Origin of the sequence: Photobacterium sp. 2_MG-2023, assembly GCF_030547675.1 — a bacterium.
GTDB classification, from domain to species: domain Bacteria; phylum Pseudomonadota; class Gammaproteobacteria; order Enterobacterales; family Vibrionaceae; genus Photobacterium; species Photobacterium arenosum.
On the sequence record NZ_JAUOQQ010000009.1, the window covers coordinates 157,362 to 171,907 of the forward strand.

The 14,546-nt window shown below is 47.8% G+C and carries 12 protein-coding genes and 3 pseudogenes; 10 read left to right on the forward strand and 5 right to left on the reverse strand.

Translation table 11 applies throughout. The features are described 5' to 3' along the window. Window positions 1-119 precede the first annotated feature (119 nt). The 4 genes and pseudogenes from Q4491_RS09640 (at window position 120) to Q4491_RS09655 (ending at window position 2,881) form a co-directional block, all read left to right on the forward strand. Entirely contained in the window at window positions 120-1,343 is a 1,224-nt protein-coding gene (locus Q4491_RS09640; RefSeq protein WP_303457003.1) for an MFS transporter, read from the forward strand. An 86-nt stretch (window positions 1,344-1,429) separates the two neighbouring features. Next, window positions 1,430-1,585 (forward strand): annotated as a pseudogene (locus tag Q4491_RS09645) (hypothetical protein); the annotation flags it as partial. Beyond that, a complete protein-coding gene (locus Q4491_RS09650) occupies window positions 1,574-1,699 on the forward strand; it encodes a hypothetical protein (protein ID WP_303457039.1) in 126 nt (41 codons plus the stop codon). The pseudogene Q4491_RS09645 and the gene Q4491_RS09650, both read left to right, overlap by 12 nt. A gap of 258 nt (window positions 1,700-1,957) precedes the next feature. Next, complete coding sequence (locus Q4491_RS09655; RefSeq protein WP_303457006.1) at window positions 1,958-2,881, forward strand: LysR family transcriptional regulator; 924 nt, start codon at window positions 1,958-1,960, stop codon at window positions 2,879-2,881. A gap of 27 nt (window positions 2,882-2,908) precedes the next feature. Here Q4491_RS09655 and Q4491_RS09660 read toward each other — a convergent pair whose 3' ends face one another. From Q4491_RS09660 to Q4491_RS09670, 3 genes are all read right to left on the reverse strand, one after another. Further along, complete coding sequence (locus tag Q4491_RS09660) at window positions 2,909-3,691, reverse strand: glycine betaine ABC transporter substrate-binding protein (RefSeq protein WP_303457009.1); 783 nt, start codon at window positions 3,689-3,691, stop codon at window positions 2,909-2,911. A 76-nt stretch (window positions 3,692-3,767) separates the two neighbouring features. Continuing rightward, entirely contained in the window at window positions 3,768-4,850 is a 1,083-nt protein-coding gene (locus tag Q4491_RS09665; RefSeq protein WP_303457012.1) for an L-dopachrome tautomerase-related protein, read from the reverse strand. A 344-nt stretch (window positions 4,851-5,194) separates the two neighbouring features. Then, on the reverse strand, window positions 5,195-6,112 hold the full coding sequence (locus Q4491_RS09670) for a LysR family transcriptional regulator (protein WP_192017270.1): 918 nt from the start codon (window positions 6,110-6,112) through the stop codon (window positions 5,195-5,197). A 120-nt stretch (window positions 6,113-6,232) separates the two neighbouring features. Here Q4491_RS09670 and Q4491_RS09675 point away from each other — a divergent pair, with 120 nt between their 5' ends. From Q4491_RS09675 to Q4491_RS09700, 6 genes and pseudogenes are all read left to right on the forward strand, one after another. After that, window positions 6,233-6,901, forward strand: coding sequence for an SDR family oxidoreductase (locus tag Q4491_RS09675; protein ID WP_192017271.1), 669 nt, complete (start codon window positions 6,233-6,235; stop codon window positions 6,899-6,901). Window positions 6,902-6,982: 81 nt separating this feature from the next. Next, the gene (locus tag Q4491_RS09680) at window positions 6,983-8,170 is read left to right on the forward strand and encodes an MFS transporter (protein ID WP_303457016.1); all 1,188 of its coding nucleotides are present in this window, start codon (window positions 6,983-6,985) and stop codon (window positions 8,168-8,170) included. A gap of 80 nt (window positions 8,171-8,250) precedes the next feature. Further along, window positions 8,251-8,880 (forward strand): GrxB family glutaredoxin, encoded by a 630-nt coding sequence (locus tag Q4491_RS09685; protein WP_303457020.1) that lies wholly within the window; start codon window positions 8,251-8,253, stop codon window positions 8,878-8,880. 10 nt (window positions 8,881-8,890) lie between these two features. Continuing rightward, window positions 8,891-9,982: an alkene reductase gene (locus Q4491_RS09690; protein ID WP_192017274.1), complete on the forward strand. Its 1,092-nt coding sequence runs from the start codon at window positions 8,891-8,893 to the stop codon at window positions 9,980-9,982. 11 nt (window positions 9,983-9,993) lie between these two features. Continuing rightward, window positions 9,994-10,211: pseudogene (locus tag Q4491_RS09695) on the forward strand (hypothetical protein); the annotation flags it as partial. A 22-nt stretch (window positions 10,212-10,233) separates the two neighbouring features. Further along, complete coding sequence (locus Q4491_RS09700; protein ID WP_303457023.1) at window positions 10,234-11,229, forward strand: GlxA family transcriptional regulator; 996 nt, start codon at window positions 10,234-10,236, stop codon at window positions 11,227-11,229. Window positions 11,230-11,542: 313 nt separating this feature from the next. On the opposite strand, the gene Q4491_RS09705 is transcribed toward Q4491_RS09700, so the two are convergent. Further along, the gene (locus tag Q4491_RS09705; RefSeq protein ID WP_192017276.1) at window positions 11,543-13,540 is read right to left on the reverse strand and encodes a hypothetical protein; all 1,998 of its coding nucleotides are present in this window, start codon (window positions 13,538-13,540) and stop codon (window positions 11,543-11,545) included. Between the two features lie 340 nt (window positions 13,541-13,880). Continuing rightward, window positions 13,881-14,042 (reverse strand): annotated as a pseudogene (locus tag Q4491_RS09710) (IS66 family transposase); the annotation flags it as partial. Window positions 14,043-14,546: the final 504 nt, after the last annotated feature.

Below are 14,546 nucleotides of genomic sequence, written 5' to 3' on the forward strand. Positions count from 1 at the left end.
AAGTCAGAATTTAAAAATCCTGGTAATGATAAACACATTCTATCCACCCACAAAAATCGACTCCATTTTAAAATGATGATTTTTATTTAAATATACATCACCACTCCCGGAGACATTATATGAAAGAAGTAATCTTTAATCGAAAATTACTTCCCTTATCGCTTGCCAGCCTCACATCCAAAATTGGCGACTTCGCACATGAAGTTGTCTTCGCGTTGATCACCATTGAGTTATTATCAGGCGATATATTCTATATTGGGCTAGTCTATTTTCTAAAATTTATCCCTTATCTCTTTTCCGGACCTGTGGGTGGCTGGATTGCCGATGTATTTCCATTCAAGAGAAACATGCTGCTCAGTGATACACTCAGGCTGAGTGTGACTTTCGTCATGTTTATCACTTACTACTTGGGCATATTGAATATAGCCGGACTGGTTGTCTGCGCTATGCTGATGACGATAGGACGCAGCCTGTTTCAACCAAGTTTCAGATCCTACCTGCCATTTGTGTTGAACAAAGAAGAATTACCTGCAGGAAACAGTCTGTTTCAAATCATCGAAGATGTCGCATCCATTATCGGACCATTGCTATGTGCCTTGATCATCTCTGTTACCGACAAAAGTTTTGTCTTGCTTGCCGATGCAATCACTTATGCACTTTCTCTTATTTTTCTGCTTTTGTTGAAAAAGAATCAGACACACAGAGAGGAAAAACTTTCGTTTACCGCTTTGTTTACTGATACCAAAGAAAGCATATCGAATTTAAGAAATCATCAAACTGATTTATTCATGGTGATTATTGGCACGACTGCGTGTGTACTCTTTACAGCCGCGCTGCTGAAATATGTGCTCCCGGCTATCATTGTTGAACATTACCTGCGTGAGGAATTGGTTGGTTATATCTTTTCAGTGATGGCAACAGGAACGGTCATAGGCGGCATTTTATATCCAAGAATAGTGAAAGACACGACACCAGAACTGGTGATGAAATCGTGGATGTTATATGGCGTGCTGTTTGTACTGGTGGCGATAGCTATTAACATCAACCAGCCTGCGCTGTTCACCTCTGTCTTCATACTGGGGTTTGTTGGCGCCATTGTGGATATTTCTATCATCACCAATATCCAGACCCTATCCCGCCAGGGAGAGCTTGGCAAAAATTACGGCCTCTACTCGACCGTTGCTAACACAGGTGAATCCTTATCAGGCATTGTGGCTGGTGCTCTGACCATAGTAGCTGGCGGATTCTCTTTTATCTGCATGGCGACTTCCATTGTCATTTCGGCCAAATGGGCACTGGTTAAACTCAGAAAAGAAGAAAAAGCACATGAACGAACAGTGTAAAATCGCCCTTTGCCGGGAAGCAAAGGAGATAATCGTTTCAGAAAGAACAAGCTTCGTCTCTACGCGAATGTATTGAGATAAAAACGATGCACACTGAGAGAGAGCAACACGGAGACAGGAAGTTTATTCATATCGACATGGACTGCTTTTTCGCAGCAATCGAGATGAGGGATAACCCTCATCTCCAGAATATTCCCATCGCAATCGGCGGCAGTGTTAAGAGCCGAGGGGTGGTTTTCACAGCGAAAGTGATCGTGCCGTTGGATATCGGAATTGAAGGTGGAGAGCTGGATTTGGGGTTTGAGCGTTGGGGGATGCTGAAGGCTTCCGAGAAGTGGACGCAGGTACTCAACTGAAATCAGACGCTATCCCAGGTGAGCATTCACTGCCCTAACAGGGTCTATCAATATGTGGGTCTGTGACTTACGCTGGCACAGAACGATGAACAGCCTCCCGCCGAGGTGTCCACGAGTTACAAAGTCAGATCACTCAAACCAACAACGTATGTTCTACAACAAGTAACGAGTTTATGTCCACGCCACAACAGGGCCTCACTTGTGATACGAACGAAAAACTGATAACAATGAATACATTACCAAACATGTATTGAATTTATGCTACTAAACGATCTTCTCGTGGTGATGAAAGTGGCGGAGCTTCGCAGTATCACAGCAGCCGCCAACAGTTTAGACATGCAAGTCGCTACCGCGAGTGCCGCGCTTAAACGCGTTGAGAAAAATCTGGGACTTGAGCTGTTTATCCGTACGACACGTCAGTTGCGGATGTCGCCTGCTGGCGAGCGTTACCTGCCTCAGTGCCAGCAGGCTCTGCAATTACTCGAGAGCGCACGACTCAATATTCAGTCAGATTTGGATGAGTTGGGCGGCGAAATGCGGATTGCTCTGTCTTCCGATCTGGGCCGAAATGTCATTACCCCTTGGCTCAATGAGTTCCTTGATCAACACCCGAATCTCACTCTACGCAGTCACATAAGCGACAGTATCATCGATTTTTATCGCGATACCGTTGATATGGCTTTGCGTTACGGTTCACCCACGGAAAACAACCTGTATGGTTTTAAAATCTGTGATGTCCCTCGTTTGCTTTGCGCGGCCCCTTCGTACCTCGCAACGCATGGCACACCGTCGCATCCTCACCAGTTGGCGACACACAATGGCTTGTGCTATCAATTGAACGATGTGGTCCAGAATGAATGGCAGTTTGCCCATTACGAGCAAACCATCAAAGCCAAACTGTGCGGGAATCGTATATCTAACGACGGCGATCTAGTACGCCGCTGGTGTGTATCCGGATATGGAATGGCCATCAAGTCGTGCCTCGATATGGCGGACGATTTGCTCAATCAACGAGTGATCAGTGTAATGCCTGGTTATACGCCGACGCCGACAGAGTTATGGTTAGTCTGCCCCAGTCGTCAGTCCATCACGCCCACCGTCCGTTTACTGCGGGATTATCTCAAAACCCGCACTCAGGCGTTACTTTCAGCGCTCGCGGCGCGCCACCTCATCCCGAGCTAAGCGAGCAGCCTCTCGATTAGCTTGGGATTAAAACGGGTGTGCATCAAGCCATGCTCGAGTCACTGTATCTAAGATTTGCCCCTCTCGACGAACCTGGTAGTCGAAATCGGCGATGATGGCGTTGGAGAAACAGAGTGCATCCAGTCGCGCCAATTGCTCCGGCGTAAACCGAGCGCGACGATCTTCACGTAATAACAGTACCGCGCGATCAACACCGCCCAGCAAACCCTTGGGGTCGTCCAAGTCGCGTATGCGATGCTTATGATGCAAGAACTGGGGTTGCCACAGCGGTACCACGACCCATTGTTGGTGTTCGACCGCCTGTTCAAATGCACCAAAACACGCTTCTTCACTGCCGGTATGAAAGCGATAGCCCACCTCCTCCAGACCATACGCGACCATCATATGAATTGAGAAACGCGTGATCCCTGCGCCTGGATTAATGCCTTGAATATCTCGGTGCATTTTTGCTCGCACTTCCGGCTTCAGCAAATCCTCGACACTGGCGACCTGCTCAACCGGCACGTAATCGGGCACGCCCCACAGGGCATACGGTTGATAATGGAGGCCGAGCTCTAGCAACGGCACCTTGGCTTCGACTTGGCTTTTGTAGGTACCATGGCTGGATGGCAACCAAGCAGAGCTCAACATGTCCACCTCACCAGAGGCCAACTGCGCAAAGTTTTCCTGGTGCGGTGCGTACACGCGATCGACCTCAAACCCCATGTCGACGAGCACATGACGAACAAGTGAGGCTGTCACCCGGTGGAAGGAGAGATCCGTGACCCCTATTGTGATTGATTGTGGCATTACTTTTCCTCTTCTGACATAACCTTTCAGGTCGTGGCGATGTGAGCACCACCACGGCTGCGGCACGTAGTGCTCATCACTCCAGCTTGAGGCGCACAATGCGATAAGGCTTGATCGCCTCTTCCTCGCCCTCGTTCATGATTGGATGCAGGTGCAACGCATTTTGCGTGAGATACAAATAGCCTTTACCTAATGCAAAGCCATCAACCCAGTTGAGCAACTGATCATCTTGCGCGATCAGTCGATAGCCAGTTTCGTCGGCTACACCGATGGCATTTTTCTCCAGATCACCCACATAGATTCGGCCATTCTTTGCCATCACCATGCCATCACTCGGTCGTTTTTCACTGTAAAATTCGATGGTTTTCGCAAGCTGCTCGGGCGCGAGCTTGGGATCAGCCAAAGCCGCAGCTGGGAGACGATAAATAGCACTGCCGTTGACCGTCCCGAAGTACACCCACTCATTATTGATATCGATCGTGATGGGGTTGAGACCCAGATACACGGGATCGGAATTGCCGTCTTGGCGCTTCGTAGCCAACGCCGACCCATCAATATTGATTTGATGCTGAGGCGCCATCAACGCTTTGTTCGATTCCAGCACGCGCCGCGCCTGACCGGTATTGAGATCCACCACCACAAATGCCGGAGCGGCCGACCCGGCGATGTTGCCTAAGGTGGTGTCAGCGATATACATCAGATTACGCGAAGTATCGAGGGCAAAGTCCTGAAAGAAAGAGTTATCCACCATCACTGAAGGACTGAGCGTGAAACGCTTAGCAAGCACATGGTTGACGCTATCCCAAGCGACAATCTGAGCGGGCGTAGTGGCACTGCCCATATCCAACATCCAAACCGTCCCCTCTTTCGTGCTATCAATGCCAATGACCGACGACAGCCCCACTTCCCCGATCTCAGGTCCATCGGCCCAGTCCTCGGTAGGAAACGGCCGTGTTGTGCCGTCGTCTAGCAACTCCATCACTCGATATTTTGGGTTTTCCAATGGATGCATTGACATGATCAGACGTCCTTGCTCCGTGACGGTCAGGTTGCCCGGTCGTGTGCCATTTAACTGTGCAACTACCTCTAAATCCGTCGCTGTAGCCACGTTGGATCCTATCGCAGCCATGAAGGCGATCCCTGTTTTCAGTATGTTCATATTGTACCTCTGTAAGCTCGCACACTCAGTTTGGGCTCTATGTGAATATGTTTCGACAATACGCGAGATATTCAAACCTAAAAACAAGCTAATGATTGAGTAATTATCAAATATTATTTGAATATAAAGGAGGGGATACCTGTCGAAGGGTAAGAGTTGAGGGCTAGTGTTCAGAGTTTTGTGTCTTTTCCTGCACGTCCTAAAAAAAGGGAGAGACACATCATGGCTGATAAATACGAAATTGATATCCAGGCATTCGCCAAAGCGCTGCAGTCCGGGCAAAACCTCAATGGCAAGGATGGCCCGCTCACGCCGCTGATCAAGCAGATCTGGTTATACAATTATCATCTTAAACTACTAAAGTGCTCAATTAAAAAATCTACAAACAAACGAAGTCGCTTGGGTTGATACTGGCGACTCAGGTAAATCACATTCAAATCCGCACCTGCTGAAGAGGTCGATGCGTTGAAGTTCTTCATGTAGCCATTCAACACCGTCACTAAACGCTGCTTTTTGATGTCTTCTTGCACATCTAAAATCGATTTCAACGCAATACCCGCCCCATCCAACGCCCATTGACGAATCACTTCACCATCATCAGAAAAACGCTTTGGTAGCACAGTGATGACGTTGTGTTGTTCTTCATCTTGAAAATGCCATGTTTTCAGTTCTTCATTGCTGCGAACCATAGCTAAACAATCGTGCTGTGCTAAATCTTGCGGCGTAATCGGCGTCCCTTTCTTTGCCAAGTACTGAGGAGAAGCGCAAAGCACTCGGCGACTGGATGCAAGCTTGCGAGAGATAAGATTGCTGTCGGCCAGCTCCCCGTATCGGATAACGATATCCAAACCGGATTCTGCTAAGTTGGATAAGTTATCGTTCAAATACAGATAAGGGATCACTTCGGGATAAAGCTGATTAAATTCCGACAGTATTGGCGAAATGTATTGCTTGCCAATATCACGAGGAGCCGAGATTTTAAGTGTCCCGCGCACTTCTTTGGTGCCAGTTTGGAGTAAGTTTTCCGTCTCTTTTACGCTGTCGATAATTTCCAGACATGCCTGATGGTACATCGCGCCAGAGTCTGTCAACGATATATGCCTTGTACTGCGATTAAGCAATCTCACCCCATAACGATCTTCCAGCGACTGTAATCTTGCCGTTACCGTCGCTGGCGATAAGCCTAGCTCTCTGCCAGCCGCGGCCAGCCCTTGGTTCTTCACAATGCTGGCAAACAGCGTCATATCTGAAAACTTGTCCACGATCTCTCCTTAAATTTATTATTCATCTTAGCTGAATAATAAATTTAAATATTACCCAATTATCAAATTCACTCCAATACATATACTGACCCCATCGAAACAAGATTGGAGAAACAAATCATGAAAACAGAAAAAACCGTTTATGTCGTACTGGGTGGCACATCAGGTATTGGTGCTGAACTTAGCCAACAACTTGCAAGCGAAAATGCGGTTGTCCACGTAGCCAGCCGTAAAACAGGTTTAGACCTCAGTGATGAACAATCGGTTTACCACTACTTCGAAACCATTGGTGCTTTTGACCATCTGATCGTCACAGCAGGTTCTTATGCTCCTGCGGGCAAAGTGATGGATGTGGAAGTATCCCAAGCAAAATACGCTTTTGATACCAAATTTTGGGGCGCCATCAACGCAGCTAAACATGGAGCACGCTACATCAAAAAAGGCGGCTCAATCACACTTACTTCCGGCATGTTATCTCGCAAAGTTGTAGCGAACACCTATGTAAAAACCGCTATTAACGCTGCCATTGAAGCAACCACGAAAGTACTGGCGAAAGAATTGGCTCCTATCCGAGTGAATGCGGTCAGCCCGGGTTTAACCAAAACCGAGGCGTATCAAGGCATGAACGAAGACGACAGAAATGCCATGTACCAACGCACGCAAAATAGCTTGCCAGTAGGCAAAGTTGGCGAAGCCAGTGACGTTGCAAAAGCTTACCGACTTCTGATTGAAAACAGTTACATGACTGGCGCCGTGATTGATGTCGACGGTGGTGCACTGCTTGGCTAACACCAAATAGAAACAAGGTGCCATCGCAACAAAAATGCATGGCACCAATGGGTTCAAACTAAATAAAAAAAGAGACTCCCCATGAATAAAGAAAAAATGCCGCTGCAGGTATGGGTCTTGACGCTTGCAGCTTTTGCTATCGGTACCGCGGAATTTGTTATTGCAGGAATTCTTCCTCAAGTCGCCAACTCATTGTCCATCACAGAAGGGCAAGCGGGTTATTTAATCAGTGCCTACGCGCTTGCCATTGTGTTTGGCGGTCCACTACTTACGATTTACTTTGCACGCTTTAACAAGAAAGCCGTGCTGGCTGGGCTAATGGTGTTGTTTATCCTCGGCAACATATTGTCTGCTTTCGCACCAAACTACTTTGTGTTGATGGTAAGCCGAGTGATCACTGGCTTGGTTCAAGGTCCTTTCTACGGCATTGGTGCCGTGGTAGCGACCAATTTGGTTTCAGAAAAAATGGCAGGTCGCGCGGTCGGACAAATGTTCGCGGGATTAACATTGGCTAACGTTTTAGGTGTGCCTGGCGGTACTTGGATTGGCTTGCAATTCGGCTGGCACACCACTTTCTTAACCGTTGCAGCTTTTGGCTTAGTGGCTCTGTTCTTCATCACTTCAGTGGTCAAATCGACCGGTCATGGCGAAGCAAAAGATGTCAAAGCGCAATTGGCAGCGTTCAAAAACCCAATGCTACTTATCAGCCTTGCGATCACTGTATTTGCTTGGTCGGGGTTCATGACTTTGTATGGTTACATCGCCCCTATCGCCATGCACATCACTGGCTTTGGTGAAAGTGCGGTGACTTGGATTCTGGTTATCGTTGGCGTCGGTCTGATTGTTGGTAACACCATGGGTGGCCGTTCATCAGATAAAAACCTACAAAAAGCCTCCATGTTCTGGGCTATCGCGATGATTGTTTCACTAATACTGGTCGGCTTAACCGTAGACAACAAAGTACTGTTCATCGCCACCGCCTTTGTGTTTGGTATTGCTTCATTCGCTAACGTACCAGCGATGCAGCTCCGAGTAATGAACCACGGTGGTGAAGGCCAAGAATTAGCGGCGACGGCAAACATCTCAGCGTTCAACTTAGCCAATGCCTTTGGCGGTTTCTTAGGCGGTATGGTGCTCGATAGCCAAATGGGCGCGGGCATGATCCCTTACGCGGCAATCATTATTCCACTGATTGGTTTGCTATTCATCGCCAAGGCGAACCGCAAAGAAAGCAAACAAGCCGAGTTAGCTCCAAGCTTCAACAACTAATTTCATCCCAACCGGTAGCCCTGATTTAACGCCTCCCGAACAAAGCGGGGCTACCCAATACGAATCACTAGGAAAACACTATGAAACTCTACATTTACGAACATTGCCCATTTAGTGCTCGCGTCCGCTATGTTGCTGGCATGCTGAATATCCAACTCGACGTCATCAATATTGCTTATGACGATGACAAAACCACGACAGATCTTATCGGAACCAAGCAAGTCCCACTTCTTGCCAAAGACAACGGAGAAGTGATGGCAGAGAGCCTAGATATCATCGCTTACTTCCTTGAGCTGGCAACATCCAGCGAAACAAGCCAACCGTCACAACAAGTGTTGGATTGGCAAAAAATCGCGTTTCTTCCACTGCAAAAAGTGGGTTACCCAAGGTGGTCAAATATGGATTTACCAGAGTTTGCCACTCTGCCAGCGCAACAAGCTTGGCGCGCCAAAAAAGAAACTGCCGCACTCAATTTTGATGCGCTCCTACAAGACACACCAAACATTGCCAAAGAGGTAGAAGCGCTCATCAAAGGTGCGAAAAGCGTGTTGAATCTCGATGCCTGCCAGCATGTGACTTTGGTAGACGAAGCCATCCTGTTTTCTATTTTGCGTGGGTTCTTTAGTGCAACAGAAATCCAATGGGACAACACAGTGAAAGATTGGATGGAATCTGTAAGCAATAAAACCCAAGTACCACTACTTCAGTAAGGAACCGACCATGAGCAAACTTTTTGAACCAATACAGTTAAAACAACTGGCTCTACAAAACCGCGTGGTGATGGCACCAATGACCCGGGCACGCACTAGCCAACCGGGTAATATTCCAAACCCAATGATGGCGACTTACTACAAGCAACGTGCGACTGCGGGCTTAATTATCTCTGAAGCCACCCAGATTTCAGACGATTCACAGGGGTACTCGTTCACGCCAGGCGTATACACCGATGAGCAAGTGGCAGGCTGGAAAGCAGTCACTCAAGCAACAAAAGAACAAGGTGCTGCAATGTTTTGTCAGTTGTGGCATGTGGGCCGAGTATCGCACCCAACATTCCAAAAAGGCGAACAGCCTATTGCCCCATCGGCACTCAAACCGGTAGAAACCCAAGTATGGATTGCCGACGAACAAGGTAATGGCAATATGGTCGATTGCGTAACGCCACGAGCCATGTCCCAAGCCGATATTGACCGTGTGGTGAGTGATTTTGCCTATGCCGCTAAACGTGCGATTGAAGCCGGCTTCGATGGCGTCGAAATCCACGGTGGTAATGGTTATCTGATTGATCAGTTCCTGCGTACCAACTCAAACCACAGAACCGATAACTTTGGTGGTACTCGCGAAAACCGACTTCGCTTTTTATTGGAAGTGGTCGATGCGGTGAGCGAAGCCATTGGTGCCAACAAAGTGGGAGTACGACTCGCTCCTTTCATTACTTTTAAGGACATGAACTGTCCTGACATTGTGCCGACTATCCTCGAAGCATCGAAACAACTTCAAGCTCGCGATATTGCGTACCTGCACCTATCTGAAGCGGATTGGGACGACGCTCCAGTGATTCCAGAGAGTTTCCGAATCGAACTGCGCGAATACTTCACAAACACGATTATCGTCGCAGGCAGTTACACCCAAGATCGCGCTGATGAGGTACTTGAGAAAGGTTATGCTGATTTAGTGGCGTTCGGACGCCCATTTGTTTCTAACCCAGATTTGGTAGCGCGCTTAAAGCAACAACAGCCTCTGGCTGAACTGGACGGCTCAACGCTATTTGGTGGCAACGAGAATGGATATACGGATTATTCAGTACTGGATTGAATAATTGATTCTTTACTAGAGGCCTAAAAACGGAGTGGATCCCAGTATCGGGTTATCAAGCACTGCCGAAGCAAGAGGAAATATAACTCGTTACATTTCCTCTTGCTATTACAGCCAACTCAGCCCTCATCAGTATAACGAAGGGCTGACTCCCAATGAGTCTGAAGGCTGTATTGCGAAATACTCTAAACTGCGGCCAATTTTAGTTGACCACTACAGTTATGACTGACTCAACAAGGGATCTCGAGCTGATGGTAAAACCTAGCAAACCTTTACGTATCACTGCTTTATTGCTCAATAACGTCCCAAGCACCGCGATAACCGGTCCAGCAGAGATGTTAATGATCGCCGCCAAACTAGCAGGGCTTCCCAAACCAGAAGTACATTATATTTCCCCGTCCGATACGCACATTCAAACCTTTGCCGGATTGACGATTGCCTTTCCCAAACCATGGCAGCAGGTTGATAAAACAGATATTTTCTTGCTCGGTTGCTGTGGCGAGCCGAGTGATGAGACCTACCTGCTGCCAGAGACAATCAAAACATGGTTGACGCAGCAACTGGTTGATAGCCAATATGTCGTTTCCTTATGCACGGGCACTTTTTTATTGGCAGAGCTGGGGTTGCTCAATCATCGTAGCGCCACCACCCACTGGGCACATGTAGCGTACTTTCGTGAACGCTACCCCAGTGTCAAGCTGATGCCCCACCTAAAAATCACTCATGAGAGCCCGTTTATCTGCTCGTCGAGTGTGCGGGACTATTACGACGCCACTTTGTTGATAATTGATGATCTGTTCGGCAGTGAGCATCGTACGCGCTGCGAGCGCTACATTGGGGGCGATATTTCCTGTATGACGCGGATCTGCCTGACCAGTTTCGGCCAATATCGGCAGCACAATGACACTCTGATCCATGAACTGCAAGACTGGATGCATCATGAACATCCAGGCAATCTGACCGTGGCGCGATGCGCGAGCAAGAGTTTTTTGAGCGAAAAACAGATGACGCGACGGTTCAAAGCGGCAACCGGCGACGTTCCGGTTAACTATATTCAACGTCTGCGTCTCTCTTACGCACGGGACAAACTGAGTACGACTAAGTTGAACATTGAGACCATCAGTCGCCAGGTGGGCTACAGCAACATCAATCATTTCCGATTACTGTTTAAGAAATTTTATGAAATGACGCCAACACAATACCGTAAAGTTACACAGTCATATTGTGAACACAAACCCGCCCACTGAAGCCGGGCCCTATCCGTCAACGTTCGATCAAGACGACCTTCTCACCACGAATGATTTGGTAAACGGCTATCTTGTGTTGGCGTAGGTGCACCCCAGAGATCTAGTGAGTTAGAATGCTGACAACGCAACCTTAAGCCTTTGATACGTTCTCATGCAGCACTGCGCAATTACCAAATGAATATTGACCTCGCTCTGCCAGATCTCTTCATAGTAGGCTGGCCACTCTCGCATAAGGCCCCTTAAAAAGGCGAAAAGAATGAGCCCACATCTTGCGAACTCATCCTTCACTCCATTAAACAACATCAAATAGGAATTAATGTCCAGGTCCGAACCCTGCAATACAGTCAATAAAGTCTTTAATACTTATCTTACTGCCCTCTAGGTAGTCAGTCACGATCGTACATTGGTTGCCGACCGAACTGGTCACAGAGGTGTCACTGCCTCCAAGCGCTGAACCACCAAAGTAATCAAAATTACTCACTGAGTTTTCAACGTTTGGTAGCTTGCCATTGAAGCCAAAGCTCTTGCGCAACTTGTTGGCCGACTCTTTGGTGTAAACAAAGACCTTGCCCGTGTCCGTCATATCCGGTTTATCATAACCCGGCGCAGAAAAGACCATCTGAATCGTCGGATCTTGAGCATCTAATGCGGTTACCGCCGCTAGGTTGGTCCCAAACGCATCGCCCCCATGCACGCTCGGCGCTTTCACATACTTGAAGAAGCTGTACGCCACTTTGGTGTTAGCGTAATTGTTGTCGTTGTAGATGTAAGCCGCCCCCGAATCCAGAGCCTGATTGTTGGTCAAACCGGGGTTTTGACATGGGGCTTTGTTGTTTGTGCCATCCACATGCGTGCCGCAGTTATCTTCACCAGGCGCACCGATCATCAGACCACCCACACTGTCGATGAACAAGTTAGCGCCGAACTGATCGTTCGCGTCAGGGTTTGGCGCTTTGATGTAGGCCACTTCCTTCAAATTGGCATTGTTGTCATCGTAAGCAAACACATAAACCGCGCCAGACTTGCCAATCCGGTTGTCCAATTTGACGTTACTGTTAAGCGGCGAGTTACCACAAACACTTTCACCATTGATTTTCTTGTTAGGGTTTTGCAGCGCCCCATCAATCCCTGCTGAGCAGCCAGACTCCCCTGGCGCACCAATCACGATTTTGTCATCTTGATGATCAAACGACAGTGCGCTGCCAAACAAATCCCCCGCGTCGGTGTTTGAGGCTTTAATGTACTCTTTCAGCACCCACTGCCCATTCTCTCGCGCATAGTGATACACAGCCCCAGAATCCCTCGCCGAGTTATCCCACAGGCTTGGGTTAGGATTTGTCCCACACACGGAGCCATAACCAAGGCGTTGATTTGCGTTCGCCCCCTGGCCACCCACACCGGTACCGCAGTTATCTTCACCCGGGGTACCCACAAGCAGTTGATCCCCATCGGAGTCCAATGCCAAGGCAGAACCAAACATATCACCAGGATCGGTGTTTGGCGCTTTTAGGTACGCATCCAGCACCCAAGTGTTGTTGCTTTTTTTATAGATGTACACCGCCCCTGAGTCTCGGGCACTGTTGTCATCCATACCCGGGTGTACGTACTGGCCGCAGACCGAGTGACCACCTAGACGCTGATTCGGATTGTCGCCCGTGCCTCCAACACCGATGCCGCAGTTGTCTTCACCTGTTGCGGCAATAGCGATGGTATTGCCGTCACCACTGATATGGACCACACCGCCAAAGTTATCCCAAAGGCTGGGGTTAGGCGCTTTGATGTAAGTGGTAAAATCAAGCAACTTATGACCTGCACTTGTTTCAAACTGACTGTTGTTTGCAAACTCCCCCTGCCCTTCGAATATATAGGCCGCGCCAATGGAGACGGAATCTAATGGCTGACCAGAATCTGCATTACTTTCCATCCCATACGAGAAACAAGTAACTCTGCTGTTGGTGCCAATGAGGTTGGCGTGTTCGGTCGCCCCAACATTGGCCCCACAGCCCGATTCGCCTGGCGCACCCACCACCAAAACTTGATTGTTCCCGGATAGAATGGCCGCTTCGCCGAACTTATCTGAACTTTCTGCATTGGGGGCTTTAATGAGCGCAGTACCGAGTTGTCCTTGTAGCGTTTTCCATTTGAGGTAAACCGCGCCAGAATTGGGCGCAGAATCTGACCCTGGCTGCGAAGCTAAGCTATCTTCATATGGCGCCCCAACCACTATAGGGGCAAAGCTCGCCTCAGCAGCAAACGGAGCCGACATATAGCCGGCAAGCGATAAGTAAATGATAGATCGTAAGACATTCATAATGTCACTCCAGACTTATTTTCTATGTTAGGTGTTGTTATTTCTTCTTAAAACATGAATAACGAAGTTCACACTATTATTAATAACCCAACCAGCTTATTGATAATAATGATTGTTATTTAAACTTATTTGAAGCAATACACTTTAAATACCACAAAGAAGGTCATGGTTATCATTCGTGCATTCAAGATGCTACTTATTGTATATTAACTATTCAATATTAAATGAGCGAGATGTCGGGTATCGGATGGGTATTGTGCGGAATAACAGTGTATTTTACTGATGCAATCAATATTTCATTGGGCAATAAATACGTAACCATTCACCAGTGGGGCATTGACTAGCCAGTAGCCAGCCCGAACACATCCGGGTACGGTTGCTTTCGGTTAACAGCCGTCACTATATCGCTGATGGTATCTAGCGCTGACATCCCGCGTTTCTTGCAGGTATCGACCACCGACAGAACCCGCGAGCGGAACTGCTCTCCCCGGTGGGACCTGGTGCGTTGCAACATCAAAACTGACCCCGTACTGAATTTTTTTAGGAAGCGTTTTTTGCAGCCATTCCAAAAATGTTTGTTTAGCCCATGATTTAGGCATTGTCGCAGTCACGGTATTAGGTAACGATTTTAGATGTTGTAAGGCTGCGTTAATATCTGAATCACTAATCACTAGTTGCTTACTTCGCAGAGCCATGTAATTCCCCCTTAATGGTTATTTTTTGATTATGGCGAAAGAATATTTTTACTAACCGCCACGCTTCCTGCACTTTACTCTTGGAATAAACGCCAAGCCTTACAGCTATTAGTGATGGAAGAAATCCAAAAAAGAGAACAGTAGGAATTAGAGATAAAAACATTGGCAAAGTGATGAACTACGGCTGTACGTTAAAGGAGCCGATTATCATCATGCTGCCTATCAATGAAAGCAGTGATCTGATCCAATACTTTTGGACACCGCGTTAAGTGAGTAAAATGACTTATCGAGGTGAATATGACAATCAAGAA

Coding starts and splice junctions, on each gene's coding strand:
- Q4491_RS09685 (WP_303457020.1), top strand. CDS start 8,251: ATGAAACTCTACATTTACGAACATTGCCCATTTAGTGCTCGCGTCCGC.
- Q4491_RS09680 (WP_303457016.1), top strand. CDS start 6,983: ATGAATAAAGAAAAAATGCCGCTGCAGGTATGGGTCTTGACGCTTGCA.
- Q4491_RS09700 (WP_303457023.1), top strand. CDS start 10,234: ATGGTAAAACCTAGCAAACCTTTACGTATCACTGCTTTATTGCTCAAT.
- Q4491_RS09675 (WP_192017271.1), top strand. CDS start 6,233: ATGAAAACAGAAAAAACCGTTTATGTCGTACTGGGTGGCACATCAGGT.
- Q4491_RS09640 (WP_303457003.1), top strand. CDS start 120: ATGAAAGAAGTAATCTTTAATCGAAAATTACTTCCCTTATCGCTTGCC.
- Q4491_RS09665 (WP_303457012.1), bottom strand. CDS start 4,850: ATGAACATACTGAAAACAGGGATCGCCTTCATGGCTGCGATAGGATCC.
- Q4491_RS09690 (WP_192017274.1), top strand. CDS start 8,891: ATGAGCAAACTTTTTGAACCAATACAGTTAAAACAACTGGCTCTACAA.
- Q4491_RS09660 (WP_303457009.1), bottom strand. CDS start 3,691: ATGCCACAATCAATCACAATAGGGGTCACGGATCTCTCCTTCCACCGG.
- Q4491_RS09655 (WP_303457006.1), top strand. CDS start 1,958: ATGCTACTAAACGATCTTCTCGTGGTGATGAAAGTGGCGGAGCTTCGC.
- Q4491_RS09705 (WP_192017276.1), bottom strand. CDS start 13,540: ATGAATGTCTTACGATCTATCATTTACTTATCGCTTGCCGGCTATATG.